Source organism: Priestia sp. P1_B12_1, assembly GCF_056406695.1.
On sequence record NZ_JBFTZR010000007.1, the window covers coordinates 185798 to 208235 of the forward strand.

The window sequence follows — 22438 nt, forward strand, 5'->3', positions numbered from 1 at the left end:
ATAAAAAAAGCAGGGCCTTCATTCCTTATCAGGAATGTCAGCCTTGCTTTTTATCTTGTAATCTTTTTAATTCAGCTGTTAATTCACTAAACCAAGCCTTATCTTTTGTTAGCAGCGCAAGGTCAATCAATGAAAGAATCTGCTCTTCGTGCGCCGTTTTTTGAAGGGGCAGCTTCTCTATTTTTTCATCCATCATGCCAATGGTTGTGCCGACCATTTTTTCATCATCACTTTTCACAACGTTGATTAGTGCTGCTTTTTTAGATGGATTAATCGTTTTAATATATCCGTATATAAGTTCACCGTCGCGAGACTTTCCTTTGACCCAGTCACCTACTTTTAAATTTCCTTCAAATAGCTTCACAGTCATTCTCCTTTCTTCATAAACATGCTAAGAATTAATGTAACGGCATATAGTACTGCAGAAAGTAGTGTAATCATAATACTTACAGTTTAGAAAGTCAAAGAATCTGTTTTAGAGCCAAAAGCTTGATATATAACTAAATCACTGCAACAATAAAAAAATCCGAACGATTCATCGTTCGGATTTTTCTTTAACTAAACTCAGCCTCTTTATTTGTTATACCAGTCCAGTTAAGCTGTAGATTCCAATAATCAAGAAACATGCAAGCGTTTTTATAACAGTGATGGCAAAGATATCTCGGTAAGACTGCTTGTGGGTTAACCCGGTAATAGCAAGCAGGGTAATAACGGCTCCGTTATGAGGAAGCGTATCCATACCGCCTGATGCCATCGCTACAACTCTGTGCATAACTTCAGGAGGAATGTTGTACTGATTAATAGCTTCTACATACTTATCTCCCATCGCACTAAGCGCAATTCCCATACCTCCAGAAGCAGAGCCCGTAATACCGGCTAAAATGTTTGTCGTAACAGCTCCATTGACAAGCGGATTTGTAAAGGTATGTGAAATACCATCACGAACGGTTGCAAAGCCAGGAAGAGATGATATAACGCCTCCAAAGCCATACTCAGCTCCCGTGTTCATCGCAGCGAGAAGCGCTCCGCCAATACTTGCGTTAAGACCCGCTTGGAAACCAGTAGTCACTCTCTTCCAGTCATACGCAATCGTTGTAATAATTCCAATAACAAGTGCCAATTCTACTGACCAAATACCAACAACTGCGGTTAAATCTACTTTTCCGAACGCTTCAAGACCAATTTTGGCAAAATCAAAACCGTCTGGGTACCACTTTGGAATAGAAACAGTAAAAAATTTGTTTGCAACCCCTACAAGCACGAGCGGAACAAATGCAAGAATCTGTCTTGCTACGCTAGGGTCATATTTAGGTTCTGTAGAAGGCACAGACTCTTTTTCTAGCTCTGCAGCAGCCGCTAGTTCATTATTAAACCCGTAGTAGCCTTCTCCAGCTTTTCTTGCTTTTTTGCTTCGGCTTTCTAAATACCAAAGACCTAAGCTAAAGACAATCACCGATCCGATAATCCCCAGTGTCGGAGCAGCATAGATGTCTGTTTTAAAAAAAGTCGTTGGAATAACGTTTTGAATTTGCGGCGTACCCGGAAGTGCATCCATGGTAAACGAAATAGCTCCTAATGCAATCGTTCCCGGTACTAATCGTTTTGGAATATTCGCTTGGCGGAATAAGTTAGCCGCAAACGGATAAACTGCAAACGCAACAACGAATAAACTTACGCCGCTGTAGGTTAAGATTGCTCCCATTAAAACAATAGCCAAGATGGCGCGTTTAGCCCCTACTACTTTAACAATTGTTTTCGCAATCGATTCAGCGACTCCAGACATTTCTACCATCTTTCCGAAGACTGCTCCTAATAGAAAGACAGGGAAGTAGTTTTTAATAAACCCAACCATTTTCTCCATAAAAACGTTTGAGAAAAACGGGAGTGCATAGCTTGGTTCCGTTAAAATAACGGCTAGCAGCGCACAAAGTGGAGCAAACAAAATAACTGAAAATCCGCGGTAAGCAACCAGCATCAAAAGCCCCAGAGACAGCAAAATAATCAGCAAATCCATAACGTTTCCCCTTTCGTCCCTCATTCAATTTGTTTTGAATTTATCTTATTTTTTATAAAGTGCAGACTCAAACTCATATTCATAGCACGTGTAATACAGCTGGATAATTTCTTCTGCCGTCGGTACAACCGGATGGTTAGCAGGACTTCCGCTTTGAATCGCATCTGCTGCCATTTTCTCAACCGCCGCGTAAAATAGCTGGCGATCAATGCCCCACGTTTGAAGATTAGGAATCTCTAAGTCGATACAAAGCTGCTTGATGGCTTCAATTAACACATCTGCTCCTTCTTTTTTTGTATATGATACGTTCGGAAAAAGAGCTTGTCCTATTTCACCTAAACGATCGATTGAAGCCTCTTTTGTATAGTCCAAAACCGCAGGCAGGAGCATCGCATTAGAAATACCGTGCGGCACATGAAATAACGCGCCAATAGGTCTTGACATACCGTGCACTAGAGCAACAGATGAATTTGAAAACGCCATTCCTGCCAGCATAGATGCATAGGCCATTTCGTTTCTTGCTTGAACATTTTCTCCATTTCTGTACACAAGACGGATATTTTTCATGATTAACTCAATTGCTTGAAGCGCAAGTGAATCTGTAAAAGGATGTGCTTTTTTAGACAAATACGCTTCCACTGCATGACTGAGTGCATCAATTCCTGTAGCTGCCGTTACGTGTTTTGGACATGATAGAGTTAATAACGGATCAACAATGGCTGTATCAGGCAATAATTGAGGTCTTGCAAGCATCATTTTCACATCGTACGCCGTGTCTGTAATAACAGTCGCTTTCGTCACTTCTGAGCCTGTTCCAGCAGTCGTAGGCACGGCAACCAAAGGAAGAGGACTATCTTGAAAATCTTGTTGATTTTGAAAATATGTTCGTAGCTGCCCTTCATTTGTCATCATAATGGCAACCGCTTTTCCAGTATCGATACAGCTGCCTCCCCCTAAGGCAATAACCACATCGCACTGCTCCGTTTTACATATAACAAGCGCTTCATCTAGATGAATATCTGTCGGCTCTGAATTTACGCCTGTATACACGGCACAGTCCATGCCAGCCTCTGCTAAGTAACGACGGCAAGTTTCTACATTGCCTGCTTTCACCATAACGTCATCACTTATAAGCAATGCCTTTGTCCCAAGCAGTGCAGCCTGTTCTCCAATTTTAGAAAATGATCCTTCTCCATATAAAACCGTGCGTGGTACAAGTAGTTCATAAATTCCCACTGTTTTTCCCCCTTTGTTATCTCGCTGACAATCTCTCCTTCCGTCTTTTCATGCTGACTTATGTAAGCGATTTCATTTATTTGTGCAAAAAACCAACATGAACTTCGTTTTTCTCCCCTATTTATTCTCTTTTTGTATACCCCTTTCCTCTTTCATTCTAAAATTTCATCTTATATTTTTCAATCTTTTTTTGTAACTTTTTAAAAATTACAAAAAAAGCCAGAGGTATTCTCTGACTTTACCATTTAAATAAACTTTTGAACAGTATTATTTCGATTTAATTTATAAATAGACAGCAGGAAAAAAACAAGTGCAAAAGCTAGTAAAATGCTGATATTTAACCATAGGCTGCTTAAATCAGCTCCTTGTTGAACACTTTTTAACGTACTTAATACCCACGTTTGAGGAAGAAAGTCGGCTATTTTCTGCATCACATCCGGCATAAATTCAGGCGGAAAAAAGCAGCCGGACAGTAAACAAGTTGGCGTGATGATAAGCGTCTGAAGACCATTCGCTGCTTTTGAACTTTCTGTAAAAGCGATAATTACAAGAGACAAGCCGATGGCTACTAGACCAAACAAAACTAAAATGAAAAACAGCTGCCACACGGGAATGTTCATATCTACGTGAAAAAGAGTCGTAATACAAACAAGTGTAATCATTACTTGCAGAGTTAATAAAATCATATTTGTAATAACATTGGATATCACGTATTGCCTTGCGCTAACTGGCGAAGCTAACAGTCTAAAATACGTTCGCTGCTCTTTTTCTTTTGTGATAAGAGCCGATAAATTCACCGCAGAAAAAAGCATAAACATAATTAAATACCCAATTGTCTGCTTGACAATATTTTGATCGGTTCCTTTGTCTTCAAGGGCGTGCGTAGAGACGTGGAATGGCGCTTTTTGATAATTCTCATACATTTGTTTAAACGCAGCATCGTCGCCTTCAGCAGCTTGATTCAGCGCAGAAATACTATCAATATATTGATACAGATAAGACTTAATAAAGCTCGTTACTTCTGCTCCTTTTATTGAAGTGATTGTAATATGATCTGGTTTGTTCGCTTTGACGCTGTCAGAAAACCCTTTTTCAAAGGTAATAACCGCATCAACTTTCTTTGACGTAATCTCATGATCCACTTCTTTGTCCGTAAGCATTTTAACATTTGTTTTATGCAGCCCTTTTAAAAACTGAACGGTATCTTTTGTAATATCCGTTGAATCGTGATTGACAACTCCGATATTCACCGAAGTCCCTCCTGCATTTCCATAAATAAGAACGGACATTAAAACCCCTGCAATAGGCAAACCAATAACAAGCACAAGCGTCCGTTTGTTTCTAAGCAGCATATTTCTTAGCATATTTGTGACAAGCCACATGATATTTTTCATGTTATAACCCCTCTCTTTTTCTCAAAAGCACAATTGCTATGCCCAGGAATAAAATAGAGAAGCCTACGTTCAACCCAATAACTGAAAGAGAAGCGCCGATATCATTTGTATAAATCAATTTAATAAGTCCATTATTCATCCAAGTTAAAGGTGATACATTGACGACTCCCTCTCCAGATCCATTTTGAAAATAGGTTCCTCCCACAATACACGACACTTGAATAACAACCATAATAATTGCTCTTGACGCCGCTTCCGTCTTCGTAAGGTAGCTAACTCCTAATCCAAAGCTAATGGCAAAAAGAATCTGAGATACTAACATTACGAGTACTAAAAGTAAATGATCTCCCCAGTTGGCATCAAAAAAATATTTAGTCGACATAATGACCACTAATACACAAATGGCGTGAACCAAAACAGTGCCCAAAATTTTCCCTATAAAAATTTCAGCGGTTTTAATCGGTGCGGCTACTAATCGACTAGCTGTATTTCGCATACGCTCTCCTCTAATTAAATAACTCGCTGAGATAGATCCGTACAAAACAATCATAGTTGTCATTGAAATGGCGTAGTAGTCTATTGAATTTGGCTGTTTTTGAGAATGAAGAGATGTTTCTTGAATATAGTCATGCTTAGACGCACGGAGCAGATTATCCACTTGCTGAGGATTTACTTTGGCCACTTCCATAGCCACGTTATACTTATCAACAAACGTGCTTAACATACCTTGCACCATGTTAAATTCAATGCTGTTTTCTTCATTTCCGTAGAGATGAATGCCTCCGTCTTTCACTTCTACATAAGCTGTATAGCGCTGCTCTTTTACTTCTTTTTTTCCATCCTGATCCTTTTTCAGCTCTTTAAAGTGAATGCCCGATTTTTCTGCATGTGCAGCAAACTGCTCAAAAGCAGCAGATGCTTCATTACTTGTGTCCATTTTGTAGAGAACGTAACTGTCGTCTATCGTCATGTCATTATTAAAGGCTTGGGACAAAGCTGTTCCTAAAATAAGGACAAGAGCTAGCGGAAAAAGAATCATAAAAATAAATGCACGCTTATCTCGCAGATCACTTTTCATTTCTTTCAAAGCAATTGCAATAATATTCATTCGTTATTCCTCCTTTCTTTTATAAATCTCTTAGACTGCGTCCTGTGAGCGTCAGAAAGACCGTCTCTAAATTTGGCGCTTGCTCCTTGACTGCTTTAATTTCGATATGATGCGTCATTAAATAATGAATGACTTTGTTCAAGTTATTTACTTCGGCATTTGAATTAATTTTAATGACTCCATCTTCGTACGTAACGGCTGTTACTCCTGGAATGTCTTTTAGACCGCTGCAATCTATATCGTCTGCTTCTTTTACTTCAATCCAAATATCTTTTGTATCGGTGATAATCGATTTCAGCTGCTCTTTTGTTCCTTCTGCAATAATTTTGCCGTGATCAATAATTGCAATCTTTGTACATACCTCTTCTACTTCTTCCATATAGTGACTCGTATAAATGATTGTGCTTCCCATTTCATTTAGCTTTTTTACAGATGTTAAAATATAATTTCGCGACTGAGGATCAATGCCAACCGTCGGTTCATCCATAATGATCAGCTTCGGTCGATGAGCAATTGCGCATGCGATATTTAACCTTCTTTTCATTCCTCCTGAAAAGCTTTTCGGGTACGTCTTTTGTTTATCCAAGAGCCCTACAAACGCTAAAGCTTCTTCGACTCGTTCGTTAAGAAGTGATCCTCTTAATCCGTAGAGACCTGCAAAAAACTTCACATTTTCATAGGCTGTCAAATCTTCATAAATCGCTAAGTCCTGTGGAACAATTCCAATGTTCATCTTTGCGAAATTTCGGTGTTTCTTTATATTTTTCCCAAGCACTTCAATATCGCCGCTGTTGCTTTGAAGCAGACTAGCCACCATATGAATCGTTGTGCTTTTTCCTGCTCCATTTGTTCCTAAAAAGCCAAATATATCTCCTTCTTCTACTTGCAAAGACAAATTATCTACCGCAATAAAATCTCCAAATTTCTTTGTTAATTTTTGAATGGATAATACGTTCATCATTTCACCTCTAGTGTGTTGGTATATCCTTATTTTATGAAAAAAAGGCAAACTTACGTCAGTGCATAAGTTCACCTTTTCCCCATGAGAAATCTCACTATTTATGTATGAAGTTTCTCACCTATCGGCAGCAGTGTGGTAACAGAAAATCCGTTTGCTCCGTCAACAATCACCGTTCCGTTAATGGAAGCGGCTCGCTCTTCCATCCCTGCTATGCCAAGTCCTTTTTGAAACAAGTGAGCGCCTTTTCCATTGTCTTTGACTTCTACTTTAACCATTTTATTTAGTACGTGAAGCTCAATGGCAATCATCGTTGCTTCTGCATATTTCAAAGCATTCGTAATAGCTTCTGTTATATTTTCATGGATAATTTTCCACTGAAGAGGCGTGATAAGATCTAAATTCCCTTTGTATACAAGAGGCATTGCGATACTATGCTTAGCCTCAAATTCACCAATAAATAATTTAAGACGGCTGATTCCTATTTGCTCAGCTGGAGGCTTTATACTTTTTAACGTTAACCTAATTTCTTCAATACCTTCTTTCGAAATCGTAATCGCATTTTGAAGAAGAGACAGCGCTTTTTCCTCGTCTTGCTTCATTACGTGCTTTGCTGCCTCCATTTGAATAAGTGCTCCAGTCATTGAATGACCAATCTTATCGTGAATTTCCTGCGATAATCGATTTCGCTCTTCTAATTTTGAAGCATATTGAGACTGTCTCACATACTCTTTATTTTCATTCACATGCTTTTGCAGCTTTTGCATACTTACTCTCATTTCATCAAGCTTTTGTTCATAATTGATTGTCCTCTTTTGATAGATAGCTGCTCCTGTATAAATAAAGAAAGTAAACGCAGCGACTAACACATACAGCGCGCTAATATCAGAGGGAACAAGCAGTATTGGAAGCAAAACAAGCAGCAGCACCATCCATTTTTTTACGACTGATTCTCCAATAAGCTCACAAAGGTTTAGCGGCAAAAGAAGAAAAAACAAAGGATGAAGTTTATACGCACAATATAGAATAAGGACAATTGAACTAACAATAAACATGCGCTTGAACACGCTCTTTTTCACAATGGACGCTGCAATGTTAACACAGCTGTAAAGAAGCAGTGCTAACACAATAGCTGAAATCGAGTGTACATAATTAAACTGAATGTACGTAATAGCCAAAAACAGTATAAGGATGAGCTTAGTCATCATTAATCCGACTTCCATAGCCCTACTTCCCTTTACCGGTTAAATAGTAAATAGCAATTTGAGTACGGTGCTCAAGTCCCGTTTTACTTAAAATCGAACTAATATAGTTTGCTACGGTACCTTCTGAAATAAAAAGTGTTTTAGAAATTTCTTTGTTCGAAAGCCCTTTGGCAATCAGCGTCATAATGCTCGTTTCACGCTCTGTAAACTGTGTCATATCCGCTTTTGACTCGCGCTCAGTTGCAGCGTTTAAACTTGATTTGATTTTATCAAGCACAACATCTTGAAGAACCGTATGCCCGTTGAACACGCTTTTGATTGCGTCTCGAATGCGCTCTGGTTCTGTATTTTTTAACAAGTAGCCTTTAGCTCCGTTTTTTACGGCATCAATAATATATTCATCGTCATCAAACGTAGTTAAAATAAGCGGCTTTGCTTTCGTTGACTCTGAAATAAGCTTTGTAGCCTCTACACCGTCCATAACAGGCATTCTTACATCTAACAATGCAATATCAACGGAATGATTCTTGCAATATTGAACAGCTTCCTGACCATCTTTTAAAGTAGCGACAACGTCGAATTCCTCGTATGTATTTAATATAATTTTCATTCCTTCTCGAATAAACGAATTATCATCTGCAATAATAATAGTAATTTTCATTTCTGTAAGTGAGAAGACCTCACTTTTTTTCACATCCTTTTTTCACATCCATCCCGATGCTTCTCATTTATTGTAGCCATAATAAACCAAAAGTTCAATGCGATAGTTCGCAGTCTTTCTAAGCACTAAAAAAGAGCAAACCTCCGCAGGTTTACTCTTTTATCTCATTACTTCTGAGCTAACTTCATCACCGTCTCTAAAAGTACGTTTACACCTTTTTCACATTCTTCCCAAGGAGTGAACTCTTCCTCACAATGACTTTTTCCGTTTACGCTCGGAATAAAAATCATAGCCGTCGGAATATAGCTAGCTAAAAACTGTGCGTCATGTCCAGCTCCGCTTACCATTCGCTTGTAGGAATACCCAAGCGAACGAACCGACTCTTCCACTTCATCGCAAACCGTTTTATCAAACCACACGGTATCGCGACCCCAAAGCTTGGTCACCCGCACTTCGCAGCCTTCTAACAGCTCCGCTTGATCAGGCAGTGATTGAATAATTTTTTCCACAGATGCAATGACATCTTCATCCGTATGTCTCGCTTCAAGCGAAAAAATAACTTTATTTGGAATAACGGTATGAATATTAGGCAGTACGTTCATACGACCCATTGTATAGACTAAATTTGAATCTAATCTGCCGAGCTCATGACGAGCTTCAGCAATCAGGTTATTAGTTGCAAAAAGTGCGTCTTTCCGCATGTCCATCGGCGTCGTTCCGGCGTGATCTGACTCCCCGGTAACTTCAATTTCATAGCATACCATTCCTAGCACGCACTCGACTACACCGATTGATTTGGCTTCTCTTTCTAAAATAGGCCCTTGCTCAATATGTAATTCTACAAATGCCGATGCTTCAGTAAGACGGCTACTCGTATCGCCTTCATATCCGCATGATTGAAGGGCTTGCTTAAACGTCACGCCGTCAACATCTGTCTTCTTCATCATAACGTCTTTTTGAAACTTGCCCGATAAAATACCTGAAGCCATCATAGAAGGCTCAAAACGCGCTCCTTCTTCATTCGTAAAGTTAACAATGGTAATCGGCACCTTCGGCTTAATATTATGTTCAACCAGCGTCCTTACTAACTCTAACCCTGCAACTACACCGAGGATTCCATCAAACCTTCCGCCTTTTTTTACGCTGTCCATGTGTGAGCCAATCACAACAGGCGGCTTATCTTCTAGTCCTTCAAGCGTGGCATAAATACATCCAAGATCGTCGATTTTAATATCCATTCCAAGATCCCGGCAGCATGAGCAAAAATAATCTCGTGCTAGGCGATCTTCTTCTGACAGTGCTAGGCGGGTTACACCGTTATTAGGTGTTCGTCCATAATCGGCAAATCGTTCAAGCGTATTTTTTAACCTTTCTCCATTCACTGCTACTTTTTGTCGTTGCAACTCAACCACTCTCCTCATTATTTGGTTATAAAGTGCGTCTAAGATGCGGTGTTAATGAATATCATTCATTATGACATAAAATAGGCGATATCACTTGAAGTCTGTTAGAACCCCTTCCATTATTTTTATAATGAAAGTGCGCAGTTTGCCTTATGTATCTATTAGGTTCAAAACGTAAATTTCCTGCTTTTTTCTATGAATAATGCACGCGTTATTTATGCATTTTTATTATAAAAATAGCGATAGGTTTTTTTAAAAAAAAAGAGAATTAGTTATTATACTAACTCTCCTCTACATACTTACTTTTTATTTGCTTTCTTCGCAATCGCAATCATTGTAGCTAAAACACCGACTGTAATAATCACAATAGCAATTACAGCAGTGGTAATAATAATTCCTGATGTTACTTCTGAAACACCCATTAGTCTACGTTCTCCTTTTGTGCCTGACCTATTTACCTACATCAGCATACTGGTCGGTTTATTCCTATTATATACGAACTTGTAAAGCGACGAAATATGTGACACATAATTGACATACTGTTTATATGTTTTCTTTTAATTCTACGTTTTATTTAAGAAAATACGGGAATAATTCAAACATATATAAGAAATACTCTTTATTTCTTTAAAGAAGTATTGTAATATAAATGTAACAATTGTAATATTAACAACATGAATGTTACATATATTTCAATGAATGAGTAGGAGGGAAATGGAAATGAAAAAATTTGGAATAATCTTAGCATCACTTGCTCTTTTCTTTTCACTAAGCACAGGAGTTACAGCTCAAGCAGCATCACAAAATCTATCAACGACTAATGCGGTAAAAATTGCAGCAAACGCAAGCAACCATTTCTGGAATGCACTTCATGGATCTAAAGGCAATTTATGTACTCAAAAAACATTTAATTATAAAGGCACTCAGTACTCATATCTTTGTCAAGATTTTAATACAAAAAGCAAACTAGTAAGCTACTTATCTGAAACGTTTACAAACAGTGCTATTCAAAAAGGATTAACAAATTATCGCTACATCACATATAACGGAAAGCTTGCTCGTCCTGTCGGTGACGGATTCAGCATGCTAGAGTGGAACAAAGCAAAAGCAAAACTAACTTATCAGCGCGCCGATGTTCGCTCTTATCAATTTACGGTTCCAACAGTTGACGGAGGAAGTGTAAAACGCACCGTTACATTTTATAAATCTGGTTCACAGTGGAAAGTAAATAAGTTTGATGCTGTACTATAAGCAGTACCAAAAGCAAGGTCTACCAAGACCTTGCTTTTTTATTTGCTCATCAGCTCTTTATTAACGAAGTTTCACTTTATTTTCACCAACTCCCCTTATAGTATGGATACACACTACTACTTATTCGATACATTGTCATCGGAGGATTTTATATGAACATACTTCAAAAAAGAACGGCTTTTATCGTAACGGCTGCTTTTCTTTTAGCATTTGTTTTCAGTATCGTTTCACTATCACACTATAAAGGAGAAGAACATTTATTTTCGATTCAAGAAAGTCATCAGTTAAAAAAGATTACGAATGGTATATCTGCTCCTGATAATAATTCGAGGGATCATCGTCTTCCTTCAGGAAACGGTCCCGCTTCGTCTAGCAATTCCGGAGAACACGTAACGCCTTTTCATAATTTATCTATGGATAACGGTGCCGGAAGTCAAGGAGCTAATAAAGACTATGAAATGCCTCTCGCTCTTTATACGGTGGGCTTTTTTATAGCAGCAGCTTTCGTTTACGGATTAGTAAAGAAAAAGAAATGGCATCATTCGATAGGGCATTCTCGCGTTATTTTATGGTCATTACTTGGCACTGGACTATTTATCCGGATTGCGCTGATTCCGTGGGTAGGCTCTCACATGGATGCATCTCTTTTCAAAAACTGGGCATCGGTTGCGGCTAATCATTTTTCAAATTTCTATGCTAAAAGCGGAAGCGATTATCCGCCGTTTTATATTTATATCTTGTTTATCGTTGGGAAAGTTGGCAGTTTACCGGATTTTCAGCAGTATTTTTCGCTGTTGATTAAAATTCCGCCTATTTTAGCAGATGTCGTCACATCTTATTTACTCTATCGTTTAGCTCGTAAATACTTGGCACCTTCTTTTGCATACCTGTTAGCAATTGGGTATTTATTTAATCCGGCCATTTTAGTTAATTCAACATTTTGGGGGCAAGTCGATTCATTTTTCACTTTGCTTATTGTCCTAGCGATTGTGATGATTACGGAAAAAAGAATTTACGCGTCAGCCGTTATTTTTACAGCAGCGGTCTTAATGAAGCCGCAGGCGATTATTATCCTGCCTATTTTGTTTTTTGAACTCATTCGCCTGAAGCAACTGAAACATTTCTTCGGAATTGCTTTAACGGCGGCTCTCACTGCTGGGGTGATTTTATTGCCTTTTTCAGCTGGAAAAAGTCCTACGTGGATTATTGATTTATTTTCATCCACCATTGGAGAGTACCCGTATGCCTCTGTTAACGCCTATAACTTTTATAGTTTACTAGGCGCAAACTATAAAGACAGCTCTGCAACGCTGCTGTTTTTCAGCTATCATACGTGGGGACTTATTTTTATCGTCGCGACGACTATTTTTTCCTGGCTTATTTATATAAAAGGACGGAGCTTTAAATACGCCGCTCTTGCAGCGCTTATTCAAATTTCAGGGGTATTTACGTTTTCTTCAAGCATGCATGAACGCTACTTATTTCCAGCAGCAGCGCTTGCTTTAGTGGCTTATATTTATTTAAAAGACAAAAACTTGCTTTACTTATCCCTTGGATTTAGCATCAGTATTTTTATGAACACTTTTTTTGTTTTATACGGTGACAGCAATATGCAAAACAGCACGTCCTATCCGTTTTCTATGTTTGCTACGTCTATGCTGAACGTTTTGCTTGTTGTTTATTTAGTAAAAGTTGCTTGGAATTTAGTCCAAAAAAATACGGTTTTAAAAACGGCATAATACAAAAAGCTCAGTGAGTATGATTGATCACTGAGCTTTTTTACATAACAAGCGACATGCCTGGCGCGTCTTCTTCTCTTTCTTGAAACCCTAATTTTTTATAAAAATGATGCTTTCCTTTTGCAGCAAACAGCTGAATCGATTCAATTCCGCTTTCTTGGCATTTCGTCAACAGCTCTTGAATAATTTGCTTTCCAAGCCCTTTGTTTTGGTATGTGGGATCCACCATCACGTCGCAAATAAGCGCTTGGTAAATTCCGTCTGAAATCATACGGCCGAATGCAATTAATTGTTCATTGTCGTAAATACCGACTCTAAACCAGCTGTTGGCTGCGGCTTCAAACAGCTGTTCTTTTGTATAATTTCCTTTTTTACTTTTATGTAACCCGCTCGCTTCATGCAAAGCAGCAAACTGCTCAAATAGCGGAACCTCTTTTTTTATTACGTAGGACACGTTCATTCTCCTTTCAATACCGTTGCTTTCTATATTATATTTATACATCAAATAGAATAATAATTCAACATTTTTATCTAGTTATCTTGTTACCCTTTCTCCAAATAAAAAAACTGCCAAACGGCAGTTTTTTAGGCTTGTACTGATTTTTTTCGTTTTTTAAGATCAATTCCTGCAATAATAAGCAAAATGACTCCAAGAACAATCATGATTTTACTCACCGTTTCTAGCCACTCCGGTGCGCTTCCAGCAAGTAAAAGTGAAAAACCAATGATATAAACCGGGAACCCCGCAAGAGCCCAAGGGGATTTTACCTTCTTTTTCTTCATATGTAGGATCTCCTCTTTCTTTACAGATTCCATGTAGGCTGTATATGATGAGTTTATCAGAAAAAATTGGAAACAACAAAGGAGACAAATGCATGTATACGCTGCCTCAAACGTTTTGTGATACGATTACTCACCTTCACTCTTATAAAGGTCAAAAGTGGCTAACTGACTTTCCTCAGCTTATTCACTACTGTGAAGAGCGCTGGCTTATCAACATTCACAGTCACTTCCCTCTTTCTTATCACTTTGTTGCCCCTGCGCGCAAAGCAGATGGTAGCGAACTAGTTGTCAAACTCTTTGTAGAGCCTTCAGAGCTGCTTCATGAGCAAGAAGCACTGACAGCACTAGCTGGTGAGAGCACGGTAAAGGTCGTGGACAGCGATGCTGAAAAAGGCATTTTACTGCTTGAAAAGCTGTCTCCCGGATGCCCGCTTTCCTCTTTATCAACTAAAGACGAAGCTGCGTTAACCGCTGCTAGGCTTATGAAATCTCTATGGCGCATGCCTCAATCAGACTCCACTATCGAAGAAACAGCCGTTAAAAGAGAGAAGCAGCTTCGAGAGTATACACAAATGTATCCAAACGGTATTGATTTTCTTTCTTCTGAAACTCTTCAACACGCACTAGCCGTTTTCTCTGAATTAAACCGCACTTCTCAGCAGCTTTTTTTGCTTCACGGCGACTTGCATCATGATAACATCTTACAGTCTGGTGAGGCGTGGAAAATAATTGATCCAAAAGGGTTAATTGGAGAAAAAGAGTACGAAATCATCCCTTTTCTTTTAAATCATCTGCCTAAGACAAACGTGGCAGAGACAATTGACCATCGAATCAATATATTTGTACAAGAACTGAACGTAAGTAAAAAACGCATCTTACTGTGGGGATACGCTCATTCTGTACTAGCCACGTGCTGGTTAATAGAGGACCGCCAAGACGCCGCTTCTTTTTTACGTGCTATAGAAGCATTTCAGCACTTATATGAACGCTATTACGGATACAAAAAATAAGAGCCTAATCAAGGCTCTTATTTTTTACATTTCTCTGCTACAAGCTCATACGATTTTAATCGGTCAGCCGGATCGTGCGTAATGGTGACAAGCATGAGTTCATCCGCTCCGTAGCGTGCTTGAACTTCTTGAAGACGGACGTGTACTTCTTCCGGGTCTCCGATAATCATGGCTTCTTTCATTTTCTTCATTTTTTTCTCTTCTTCTTCTGTAAGCGGATAGCTGGCCGCTTCTTCAATAGAAGGCACGCCTTTTGCTTCCATTTTATCCTGCTGAATTTTCCATAGAAGTGAGCTCGTTGCGATGCGATGCGCTTGCTCGGCTGTTTCAGCGCAAATGACCGATACAGTGACAATCGCATAGGGCTGATCTCCGTTTCGTCTCGGCTGAAACGCCTGTTTGTACTGATCAATAATAGCTGAACCGTCTTGTTCACTCATAAACTGTCCAAACGTATAGGCCATTCCGTTTCTAGCAGCGAGCTCGGCACTTTTTTTACTTGTGCCAAGCAGCCACGGTTCTGGAGAGACAGGCGGAAGCGGCGAAGCTGAAAGCTTGGCGTATTCATGTTCAGCCGGAAATTTATCGTCTAAAAACTGCAGAAGCTCTTCAACAAGTTCAGGCATTTTAAATACTTGCTGCAAGAAGTTATCCGACAGCGCATTTGTTGCTTCAGCCGATCCACCCGGCGCGCGCCCAATCCCTAAATCAACGCGCCCTGGAAACAGCGTTGCGAGCATGTTATACGTTTCCGCTACTTTATACGGCTTGTAGTGAGGCAGCAGCACCGCTCCCGATCCAATTCGAATTCTATTAGTTTGTGCGCCGATATAGCCAAGCATCACTTCAGGAGCCGAACAGGCAAGTCCAGACAAATCATGGTGCTCTGCAATCCAGTAGCGCTCATAGCCAAGCTTGTCACCCGCTTTGGCCAGCTGCATGGATGCTTCTAACGCTTCCGCTGGAGTCTGATGGGATGAAACGGGCGATTGGTCAAGTATACTTACTTTCATCACGCATCTGCTCCTTATTCGTTCACTTCAATTAAACTTAATGAAAAATCCCCTACCTGGCCCTTTTCATATAAATTTGTAAAAGACGTAGAGTACTGATGAATCGTTCCTTGGAAATCCAGATCTTCTTCTGGGACATTTACATGAAAAGTACCTTTATATAAAAGTGTAGTAATATCATGATATTCCTCACTTGTTACCTTAAAATCAACTGAAACTTTTGTTTTGCCTTTTACAATTTCTTGTTCATAGCTGTAAACTTGAATAGGCGTATCATTTAATACAATTTCTTGTACCACGTTAAATCGTCTCCTTTTTTAGTGCGTATGAAAAATAATAGCACTTGAAGAAGTCATGAGCAAATAAAAGAGCTTCTGGTTGCGCATGCAAAAAAAGCATGGCTTTTCGCCATGCTTGTAGTCCAAAAACGATCTTATACGCGCTTTGTACGCGTGCGTTTGAATACGAAATAAAGAACAATAATCACAAATGCCGCAACTACAAACGGAAGCGTATATTTGCTTGCTACGTCTTCAATGTTCGCCCAGTTCTCCCCTAGCTTTCCGCCTAAGTAAATAAATAAAATCGACCAAGGAATCATCGCTAACACGGTTAAAGACGTAAACTTCCAAAACGGCATTTTAGCAATACCTGCAGGAATCGAAATTGCATGTCGAACAACCGGGACAAAACGAGCGGAGAAAACAACGCCCGCGCCGTATTTATTAAACCAGTTTTCCGCAAGATCAATATGCTTATCATGAATGAATAAGTACTTGCCGTATTTTTGAAGAAACGGACGTCCTCCGTAGGCTCCAATCCAATATAAAAACCACTGTGCAATCGTCCCGCCAATAATTCCGGCAATGACTGCTCCAGGAAAACTAATCATGCCTTGAGAAATCATATACCCTCCGTAGGCTAGTACAATTTCACTTGGAATGATTTCAATCATTAAGCCGAGCGCAATACCTAAATAGCCAAGGCTCGTTAAAAAATCCAAAATACTCGCAACAAATGAACTCACCTTTAATCACCTTACTCATTCTTTAATAATTTTACACTACTACTATATTCCAACCATCAGTATAAAAGGAAACTATGAACTCACTATGAACAGCTTACTTCCCTGTTGACTGCCGGTACCTTTTCCGCAGCTCATGCGTATGCAGATCTGCTAGGCGGACCGGAATCGGAAGCTTACTTTCTTTTGAAATAAAATGCATCATAAGCTGATACGACATGTCCAAATCAATATAGTTTCCGCACGACAGAAAAATGGGCTTTACCCCTTTAGCTGTCCTTACTACTCTACCATAAACTTCATCATCAATCACAATATCTTCATAAGCGCCCTCTGTATCTTCAGGCATAACGTAATCATGTCCCTTGATCTTTAAATAGCTTTTCCCAATTCCAACGGTAGGTTTATTGAGAAAAAACGAAGCATGTGTGGCTACTCCCATGTGCTCGTAGTGCAAATATCCGTTGCCATCAAATAAAAACACGTCGGGCTCTATTTGAAGTTTTTTAGCCGCTTCAAGAATTAAAGGAAGCTCTCGAAAAGCTAGGAATCCAGGAAGATAAGGAACGGTTACTTCTCCTACACTGTGCACTTTTTCTACAACGTTTTTCGTCTGATAATCAACCACTACAATGCTGCAAGCTCCGTAAGATATGCCGTTTTCTTCCCAATACGCAACATCAACGCCAGCACAGTTATGTATATGCGTCGTTTTGACCCGTGATGTTAAATCAATTTGTGCTTTTAGCTTTTGCTGAAGCGTCCGGCACTCCTCTTTTGTTTGCATCGTAAACGTATGTATGTACTGAATATCCATGTTCCATTCCTTTCATTGACTGACTCACCTATTATACAACTATTTTCTAAGAAATTCCTATTCTTTTTTTCACACCTTTTATTATAGCGCTGTTTCCTTAACGTTTGATTAAAATCCCTATTCGTTTACGCATTTTTTGTAAACATCATCATGAAAAAATCCCTATTTTTCTTTACGAAATGTCAACGCTTTCTACACATTTCCTCTATATCAGCATCACATTTTTTCGTTACGCTATTTCTATACTAACGCATAGGAGAGAAATGTGATGAAAAAATATTTAGCTGGTCTAAGCGCAGTCGCCTTATTATGCTGTTCAATCGCCTCTTCTGCTTTTGCACGCACGGAAGAAAAACTTACAAATATCGCGCACCGAGGAGCCTCCGCTTACGCACCTGAAAACACAATGGCTGCTTTTCACCAAGCGCTAGAAATGAATGCAGATTACATTGAACTTGACGTGCAGCAAAGCAAAGACGGTGTACTCGTTATTATGCATGACCGTACCGTAGACCGAACGACAAACGGAAGCGGACACATTCGAGAGTTAACGTACGCGGAGCTTCAGCGCTTGGACGCAGGAAGCTGGAAAGGGGATTCTTTTGCGAATGAAAAAGTCCCAACTCTTTCGCAAGTATTAGATGAATTTCAAGGAAAAATCGGTATATTAATAGAGTTAAAAGCCCCAGAACTTTACCCCGGAATTGAAAAAAAAGTAGCTTTTGAAATCAACAAGCGACAGGTCAATCACGTTATCATTCAGTCTTTTAACGTTTCATCCATGAAAAAAATGCATGAGCTTCTCCCAAACGTTCCTATAGGCATACTAACTTCTTCACAGCGAGACGCAAGCCCAAATTCAATCCAGCAATTCGCCGCTTTTGCCACTTACTTTAACCCGTCTTATGACATCCTAACGCCTGCTCTTATCCACCAAGTCCATTCTGCCGGAATGAAAATATCGCCGTGGTCTGGAACCAAGCGGCTTCCCGCTTCATTTTTGTGGAAAACAAAAAGTGACGGAGTGATTACAAATTATCCTGATGAAGTGAATTGGGTGCAAACATCAAGTGCTATCGGACAACAGCTCGAAAAAGGAAGCGCACGCCGAGTAATTACACTTGCCGTCACAATGTGGCCATAGTTCCTGTAATCTTTTACTAGTAACCTCGTCTTCCTTACTGCCTTTTTAACGCTTCAATACGTTTAATTTCACTGAAATACTGAAAGTTCCCTTTAAAACATCTCTCCATCGTTTTAAAAAACTGCTCCGCTCCTCCTAACACCATCATAAAAAAGTCTTGTTTCGGAAGCACTGCTTTTACGGGAGGAGATGTATGCAAGGTATACAGTACAAACTGTTCAGAAGCCGATTTTAAGGTTAATACTAACGGTTGATCTGGAAAATTCATCTCTCCATACCCGGTCTCTTTTAAACTCTCCATTGCATCCAACAAATAAAGCCACATCCTATCTATAACATCCCATGCAGATACATCAAGAAGCGGCTCACCGTAGTATTCAAGCTTAATAGCTCCTTCAAGACAAGTAAAATCAAGCTGATTACCGTAACAAATGAGTTCTTCTTCGTTTGATATATCGATAAAATAGTGCGATTCCTTTTCATATAGAGATGATAAATCGGTAATCAAGATACCTGGACGCTTAATTAACGTTTGAACACGAAACAACATTATCCCTCCATGCCCTGTTTGCTTTCACAGCTCAAATAAATTTTCTCCGTCCTTATTTACCCAATACTTTTCTATTTTTGGAATCAAACCTGTAAAGTCTTCATACGTTCCTTTCCAATCTCTTGGAACGTATTCTTCAAATGAAGCCGGCTCAGGAAACAGTGAGTAGAACGTTTTTTGATCAAAGTTCACTAAAAACGAAGGGCTAAAGTCTAATACATCTTCTTCATCTACGCTTTCTATTTTATTTTCAAACAGCTTTAAAAGAGTAGCTGTGTCTGCTTGATACGACTCTATACGTTGTAAAAAAAGCTCAGCATTTTCACTGCTAAGAACTTCGATTCCTTTTCGTTCAGGTTCGATGTATTCATTAACCGCTGAATCACCTTCACTTTCAAAAGCTTGTGCAAACTTTACATAATCTAAATACCATAGCTCTCGATCGGTTACATACCATTGAAACTGCTTTTTATGTACTACTCCGACAATTACGTTTTCAGCATATATGGGTTCTAGCATGAGATGGACCTCCTTGCTTTTATTAGTCTTCAAGCACTCTCTTTTGTACTTTTCCATTGAGCTGTCGTTTTAAATATTCAGCAATTTCTATTTGTCCTCGTTCAATCGCAAATGCGTAAGCATCCATCTCTTTCATATTTTCACCAGAGTATGTAATCGATATATTAATATGATTCTCAACTAACAGTTTAACCATCTCAAAATGACCGTTATATATGGCAGCAAACAGCGGCTTTCTATCTGGTTCACTGATATCAAGTTCAATATTATGGTTAATAAGATACTTAGCAATATCTATATGTCCTTTTGCAGCCGCTCTTTCTAAGGCATTGGTAGAAAAAGTTCCTCCTTGTGCATTCACATCGATTCCAGCACGAATAAGGTACTGGACGATTTCTACATGACCATGAGCTGTCGCTACATGTAGCCATGTGCCAAAAGGTGTGACCCATGTTAACATTTCTGGCTCTTTCTCAAGTAAGTCTCTCACCTTATTTAAGTGACCACCTTTTATAGCACCTCTAATAGCTTTTGTCATTTGAGTTATTTCCATTTTTCGTTTTCCCTCTACTTTCTACCTTGTAGAATTCTCTCCAAAATATATCGTCTCTCTGCTTGGTGTAATGCACTGCAGTGTGGGGAGCTTATTGTCTATAGCAAGACTCGATTCGCGGCTTCTTTATGTACTCCTACTAGTCTTCGATACTATAATTTTGTTTGATTTTATGTAAAAGAGCCATCACTTTTTCTTTATCATGGGCATGATCTTCAATATATACGCGGCAGATTTTGTGCAAGTAAGTTAAAAACGTTTCATAATCGACAATAACACTTTTGTCAGTGTCACCCGTACCGTCTAGAAATTCAATTCCGTTTTCAACATAACCCTCTTCCCACGGCTCTAAGTCACCTGAAAATGTACAAATGTGGTACTCATTTCCATAACCAGTTTCCTCTGAAAAATAGTGTAAGACTTTTAAAAATTTTTCATCTGATAAAGCGCTATAAAAACTTATTAATGATATTGTGGTTATTTGCTTAACAAAATAAAGAATAAATAGGGCATACGTTTAAAAGGTGTTGTACGTCCTATATAATTCGTAAAAACATAATATGGGGATTTAAGGAGTTACTTATATTCTCTGAATAAAAAATGAACTATGAGTCACTAGGTGGCCCTACCACAAAAAAGAAACCTTGAAAGGCACTTTGCCATCAAGGTTTGAAATTCATTTAATTTAAGGCACATACACAATAATTTCACCAATAGGGTATGTCCCCTTCCACCCACAAGGCCAACCTCCTTGCTTATAAACTTCAAAGATTTTTCCATAAAAATTATCTGTTTTCCCATTAACTAATCGATTTAATGCACACATCGTGAGGTCTCCCTCAACTTCCTCATTAATATCAATATAATCAAAAGGAAGAAAGTCATTCGAGTAATTGTCATGGTCACTAAAAAAATCATATAAATCATCTTGCTGAGTTACTAAATCCAAATCATATACCTTTTCAACAATACTTTCTGCTTCCTGTGATTTAACATATTCCCATACAGTATCGACTTCACTTGAGTCCTGAGACCAGGCAAGGTTTTGGGCTTCATTGAAATCATTTATTATCTCTAAGTTATTTACATGAAAGTTATTCTTATTAAACATCTTATCATTACGAATAAAATCCATTACTTCTTCTACTAATTGAGTGTTTTCACCAAATTTCATTTAGATAACCACCTTTCCCATAACTCTTCGGTTGCTCCACCGCCTCTGTTCCAAACAGGCAGTTTTTTATTTTTACCACTTTTGTAAAATTCCTCGATATTATTTATTTTAGTCTTATATAACGGTAATCCATTTTCCACTCCCTTTTTTAGCTTTTGTTGTAGTTCATATACTTGTTTTTCTAACACTGCTATATCTTGATTAACATCCATTTTATCAAGCTGTTTTCTTACAACATTGTTATAAACGCTATGAAAGCCTCTATGTCTAGATAGACTACTAACATCGTCAGAAGGTATAGGTAAAAATATACCGTTTGTAGAGTCATTCATTTCCATTCCAATTTTTTTAATAACTGGATGTTTATTTAATTGAGAAGGAATTATATGTTGTGCTTGATAACCTTTCCAACTTTTAGAGCGAGGTAACCCCATTGACTCTAGTAAGTTTTTACCTAATTTAGTTGGGTCTCCTGAGGTAGGGTTTCCAGGAGTACCTGGAATAAGTCTATTAGCATTATCTATACCCTTAGTACCCGTTTGAATTTGACGTTCACTCACACGCTCTGCTTTTACAGGCTTTTCAATCATCTGCATCGTCTGTTTCTTTACATTCTGCAAGGTCTCCCTCACCGTCTGCTGGGCAAGTGCTGGACCTGCAGGTGCTAGCTCTGGCCCCAGTCTTGGCATACTACTGTCTAGGATGTTGTTATACGTTTTATGTAGCGACTGATTCCAAGAGGCCGGTGCATTTTTGACGCTTTGGTAGGCTTGCTTTGTGACGTTGGCAACGGCGCTTGTGCGAAGCGTGTTGCGCATGTTGTTGAGCTTTTCGGTTCCTTTGGTCGCAAGGCTTTGTCCCATTTTCCCCGCTACCTTCGTA

The 22438-nt window shown here is 39.0% G+C and carries 26 protein-coding genes; 4 read left to right on the forward strand and 22 right to left on the reverse strand.

Translation table 11 applies throughout. From position 1 onward, the window contains the following. Positions 1-37 precede the first annotated feature (37 nt). The 10 genes from AC1D0Y_RS21945 to AC1D0Y_RS21990 form a co-directional block, all read right to left on the reverse strand. Entirely contained in the window at positions 38-364 is a 327-nt protein-coding gene (locus tag AC1D0Y_RS21945; protein ID WP_013083444.1) for an IDEAL domain-containing protein, read from the reverse strand. 216 nt (positions 365-580) lie between these two features. After that, positions 581-2014, reverse strand: a complete 1434-nt coding sequence (locus AC1D0Y_RS21950) for a GntP family permease (protein WP_477707917.1) — start codon at positions 2012-2014, stop codon at positions 581-583. 45 nt (positions 2015-2059) lie between these two features. Next, a complete protein-coding gene (locus AC1D0Y_RS21955) occupies positions 2060-3250 on the reverse strand; it encodes an iron-containing alcohol dehydrogenase (protein WP_081085311.1) in 1191 nt (396 codons plus the stop codon). A 245-nt stretch (positions 3251-3495) separates the two neighbouring features. After that, a complete protein-coding gene (locus AC1D0Y_RS21960; protein ID WP_477707918.1) occupies positions 3496-4644 on the reverse strand; it encodes an ABC transporter permease in 1149 nt (382 codons plus the stop codon). A gap of 1 nt (position 4645) precedes the next feature. Next, positions 4646-5752, reverse strand: coding sequence for an ABC transporter permease (locus AC1D0Y_RS21965; protein WP_060746942.1), 1107 nt, complete (start codon positions 5750-5752; stop codon positions 4646-4648). Positions 5753-5771: 19 nt separating this feature from the next. Then, a complete protein-coding gene (locus AC1D0Y_RS21970; RefSeq protein WP_060746943.1) occupies positions 5772-6710 on the reverse strand; it encodes an ABC transporter ATP-binding protein in 939 nt (312 codons plus the stop codon). 101 nt (positions 6711-6811) lie between these two features. Continuing rightward, positions 6812-7933, reverse strand: coding sequence for a sensor histidine kinase (locus AC1D0Y_RS21975; RefSeq protein ID WP_477707919.1), 1122 nt, complete (start codon positions 7931-7933; stop codon positions 6812-6814). Positions 7934-7937: 4 nt separating this feature from the next. After that, on the reverse strand, positions 7938-8576 hold the full coding sequence (locus AC1D0Y_RS21980) for a response regulator (protein WP_028408271.1): 639 nt from the start codon (positions 8574-8576) through the stop codon (positions 7938-7940). Positions 8577-8743: 167 nt separating this feature from the next. Then, a complete protein-coding gene (locus tag AC1D0Y_RS21985) occupies positions 8744-9979 on the reverse strand; it encodes a Zn-dependent hydrolase (RefSeq protein ID WP_014459799.1) in 1236 nt (411 codons plus the stop codon). A gap of 299 nt (positions 9980-10278) precedes the next feature. Next, entirely contained in the window at positions 10279-10401 is a 123-nt protein-coding gene (locus AC1D0Y_RS21990) for a hypothetical protein (RefSeq protein ID WP_013057357.1), read from the reverse strand. A gap of 292 nt (positions 10402-10693) precedes the next feature. Here AC1D0Y_RS21990 and AC1D0Y_RS21995 point away from each other — a divergent pair, with 292 nt between their 5' ends. After that, complete coding sequence (locus AC1D0Y_RS21995) at positions 10694-11230, forward strand: IseA DL-endopeptidase inhibitor family protein (RefSeq protein ID WP_014459798.1); 537 nt, start codon at positions 10694-10696, stop codon at positions 11228-11230. Between the two features lie 152 nt (positions 11231-11382). Beyond that, positions 11383-12969, forward strand: a complete 1587-nt coding sequence (locus tag AC1D0Y_RS22000; protein ID WP_286127424.1) for an MptA/MptB family glycosyltransferase — start codon at positions 11383-11385, stop codon at positions 12967-12969. A gap of 40 nt (positions 12970-13009) precedes the next feature. On the opposite strand, the gene AC1D0Y_RS22005 is transcribed toward AC1D0Y_RS22000, so the two are convergent. Together AC1D0Y_RS22005 and AC1D0Y_RS22010 are read right to left on the reverse strand one after the other, a co-directional pair. Further along, a complete protein-coding gene (locus AC1D0Y_RS22005; protein WP_192993611.1) occupies positions 13010-13423 on the reverse strand; it encodes a GNAT family N-acetyltransferase in 414 nt (137 codons plus the stop codon). Between the two features lie 131 nt (positions 13424-13554). Further along, positions 13555-13752 carry a hypothetical protein gene (locus AC1D0Y_RS22010; protein ID WP_028408267.1) on the reverse strand — a complete coding sequence of 66 codons (198 nt, stop codon included), beginning with the start codon at positions 13750-13752 and terminating at the stop codon, positions 13555-13557. 92 nt (positions 13753-13844) lie between these two features. On the opposite strand from AC1D0Y_RS22010, the gene AC1D0Y_RS22015 reads away from it, so the two are divergent. Then, positions 13845-14762 carry an aminoglycoside phosphotransferase family protein gene (locus tag AC1D0Y_RS22015; RefSeq protein ID WP_477707920.1) on the forward strand — a complete coding sequence of 306 codons (918 nt, stop codon included), beginning with the start codon at positions 13845-13847 and terminating at the stop codon, positions 14760-14762. A 17-nt stretch (positions 14763-14779) separates the two neighbouring features. On the opposite strand, the gene AC1D0Y_RS22020 is transcribed toward AC1D0Y_RS22015, so the two are convergent. The 4 genes from AC1D0Y_RS22020 to AC1D0Y_RS22035 all read right to left on the reverse strand — a co-directional run bounded on the left by AC1D0Y_RS22020 (position 14780) and on the right by AC1D0Y_RS22035 (position 17616). Next, the gene (locus AC1D0Y_RS22020; protein WP_060746948.1) at positions 14780-15775 is read right to left on the reverse strand and encodes an LLM class flavin-dependent oxidoreductase; all 996 of its coding nucleotides are present in this window, start codon (positions 15773-15775) and stop codon (positions 14780-14782) included. Between the two features lie 14 nt (positions 15776-15789). Beyond that, the gene (locus tag AC1D0Y_RS22025; RefSeq protein WP_060746949.1) at positions 15790-16074 is read right to left on the reverse strand and encodes a DUF3219 family protein; all 285 of its coding nucleotides are present in this window, start codon (positions 16072-16074) and stop codon (positions 15790-15792) included. 134 nt (positions 16075-16208) lie between these two features. Continuing rightward, positions 16209-16802, reverse strand: coding sequence for an undecaprenyl phosphate transporter UptA (gene uptA / locus AC1D0Y_RS22030; RefSeq protein ID WP_013057365.1), 594 nt, complete (start codon positions 16800-16802; stop codon positions 16209-16211). Positions 16803-16896: 94 nt separating this feature from the next. Continuing rightward, on the reverse strand, positions 16897-17616 hold the full coding sequence (locus tag AC1D0Y_RS22035; RefSeq protein WP_060746950.1) for an endonuclease V: 720 nt from the start codon (positions 17614-17616) through the stop codon (positions 16897-16899). A 268-nt stretch (positions 17617-17884) separates the two neighbouring features. On the opposite strand from AC1D0Y_RS22035, the gene AC1D0Y_RS22040 reads away from it, so the two are divergent. Next, positions 17885-18760, forward strand: coding sequence for a glycerophosphodiester phosphodiesterase (locus tag AC1D0Y_RS22040; RefSeq protein ID WP_477707921.1), 876 nt, complete (start codon positions 17885-17887; stop codon positions 18758-18760). A gap of 34 nt (positions 18761-18794) precedes the next feature. Here AC1D0Y_RS22040 and AC1D0Y_RS22045 read toward each other — a convergent pair whose 3' ends face one another. The 6 genes from AC1D0Y_RS22045 to AC1D0Y_RS22070 all read right to left on the reverse strand — a co-directional run. After that, on the reverse strand, positions 18795-19310 hold the full coding sequence (locus AC1D0Y_RS22045) for a hypothetical protein (protein WP_153012215.1): 516 nt from the start codon (positions 19308-19310) through the stop codon (positions 18795-18797). 24 nt (positions 19311-19334) lie between these two features. Continuing rightward, a complete protein-coding gene (locus AC1D0Y_RS22050; RefSeq protein ID WP_394548363.1) occupies positions 19335-19829 on the reverse strand; it encodes a hypothetical protein in 495 nt (164 codons plus the stop codon). Positions 19830-19851: 22 nt separating this feature from the next. Continuing rightward, positions 19852-20382, reverse strand: a complete 531-nt coding sequence (locus tag AC1D0Y_RS22055) for an ankyrin repeat domain-containing protein (protein WP_367046934.1) — start codon at positions 20380-20382, stop codon at positions 19852-19854. Positions 20383-20521: 139 nt separating this feature from the next. Beyond that, the gene (cdiI, locus tag AC1D0Y_RS22060) at positions 20522-20884 is read right to left on the reverse strand and encodes a ribonuclease toxin immunity protein CdiI (protein ID WP_081085312.1); all 363 of its coding nucleotides are present in this window, start codon (positions 20882-20884) and stop codon (positions 20522-20524) included. Between the two features lie 183 nt (positions 20885-21067). Continuing rightward, complete coding sequence (locus tag AC1D0Y_RS22065; RefSeq protein ID WP_060746955.1) at positions 21068-21556, reverse strand: hypothetical protein; 489 nt, start codon at positions 21554-21556, stop codon at positions 21068-21070. Then, positions 21553-22438, reverse strand: an 886-nt coding sequence (locus AC1D0Y_RS22070) for an AHH domain-containing protein (RefSeq protein ID WP_477707922.1), incomplete at its 5' end; no start/stop codon positions are given. The genes AC1D0Y_RS22070 and AC1D0Y_RS22065, both read right to left, overlap by 4 nt.

What these genes read in the sequence shown, in the direction of transcription:
- AC1D0Y_RS21950 (WP_477707917.1), bottom strand. Translation starts at nt 2,014, where the DNA reads ATGGATTTGCTGATTATTTTGCTGTCTCTGGGGCTTTTGATGCTGGTT.
- AC1D0Y_RS21960 (WP_477707918.1), bottom strand. Translation starts at nt 4,644, where the DNA reads ATGAAAAATATCATGTGGCTTGTCACAAATATGCTAAGAAATATGCTG.
- AC1D0Y_RS21965 (WP_060746942.1), bottom strand. Translation starts at nt 5,752, where the DNA reads ATGAATATTATTGCAATTGCTTTGAAAGAAATGAAAAGTGATCTGCGA.
- AC1D0Y_RS21970 (WP_060746943.1), bottom strand. Translation starts at nt 6,710, where the DNA reads ATGAACGTATTATCCATTCAAAAATTAACAAAGAAATTTGGAGATTTT.
- AC1D0Y_RS21975 (WP_477707919.1), bottom strand. Translation starts at nt 7,933, where the DNA reads ATGGAAGTCGGATTAATGATGACTAAGCTCATCCTTATACTGTTTTTG.
- AC1D0Y_RS21980 (WP_028408271.1), bottom strand. Translation starts at nt 8,576, where the DNA reads ATGAAAATTACTATTATTATTGCAGATGATAATTCGTTTATTCGAGAA.
- AC1D0Y_RS21990 (WP_013057357.1), bottom strand. Translation starts at nt 10,401, where the DNA reads ATGGGTGTTTCAGAAGTAACATCAGGAATTATTATTACCACTGCTGTA.
- AC1D0Y_RS21995 (WP_014459798.1), top strand. Translation starts at nt 10,694, where the DNA reads ATGGAAATGAAAAAATTTGGAATAATCTTAGCATCACTTGCTCTTTTC.
- AC1D0Y_RS22000 (WP_286127424.1), top strand. Translation starts at nt 11,383, where the DNA reads ATGAACATACTTCAAAAAAGAACGGCTTTTATCGTAACGGCTGCTTTT.
- AC1D0Y_RS22010 (WP_028408267.1), bottom strand. Translation starts at nt 13,752, where the DNA reads ATGAAGAAAAAGAAGGTAAAATCCCCTTGGGCTCTTGCGGGGTTCCCG.
- AC1D0Y_RS22015 (WP_477707920.1), top strand. Translation starts at nt 13,845, where the DNA reads ATGTATACGCTGCCTCAAACGTTTTGTGATACGATTACTCACCTTCAC.
- AC1D0Y_RS22020 (WP_060746948.1), bottom strand. Translation starts at nt 15,775, where the DNA reads ATGAAAGTAAGTATACTTGACCAATCGCCCGTTTCATCCCATCAGACT.
- AC1D0Y_RS22035 (WP_060746950.1), bottom strand. Translation starts at nt 17,616, where the DNA reads ATGGATATTCAGTACATACATACGTTTACGATGCAAACAAAAGAGGAG.
- AC1D0Y_RS22040 (WP_477707921.1), top strand. Translation starts at nt 17,885, where the DNA reads ATGAAAAAATATTTAGCTGGTCTAAGCGCAGTCGCCTTATTATGCTGT.
- AC1D0Y_RS22045 (WP_153012215.1), bottom strand. Translation starts at nt 19,310, where the DNA reads ATGTTGTTTCGTGTTCAAACGTTAATTAAGCGTCCAGGTATCTTGATT.
- AC1D0Y_RS22050 (WP_394548363.1), bottom strand. Translation starts at nt 19,829, where the DNA reads ATGCTAGAACCCATATATGCTGAAAACGTAATTGTCGGAGTAGTACAT.
- AC1D0Y_RS22055 (WP_367046934.1), bottom strand. Translation starts at nt 20,382, where the DNA reads ATGGAAATAACTCAAATGACAAAAGCTATTAGAGGTGCTATAAAAGGT.
- AC1D0Y_RS22065 (WP_060746955.1), bottom strand. Translation starts at nt 21,556, where the DNA reads ATGAAATTTGGTGAAAACACTCAATTAGTAGAAGAAGTAATGGATTTT.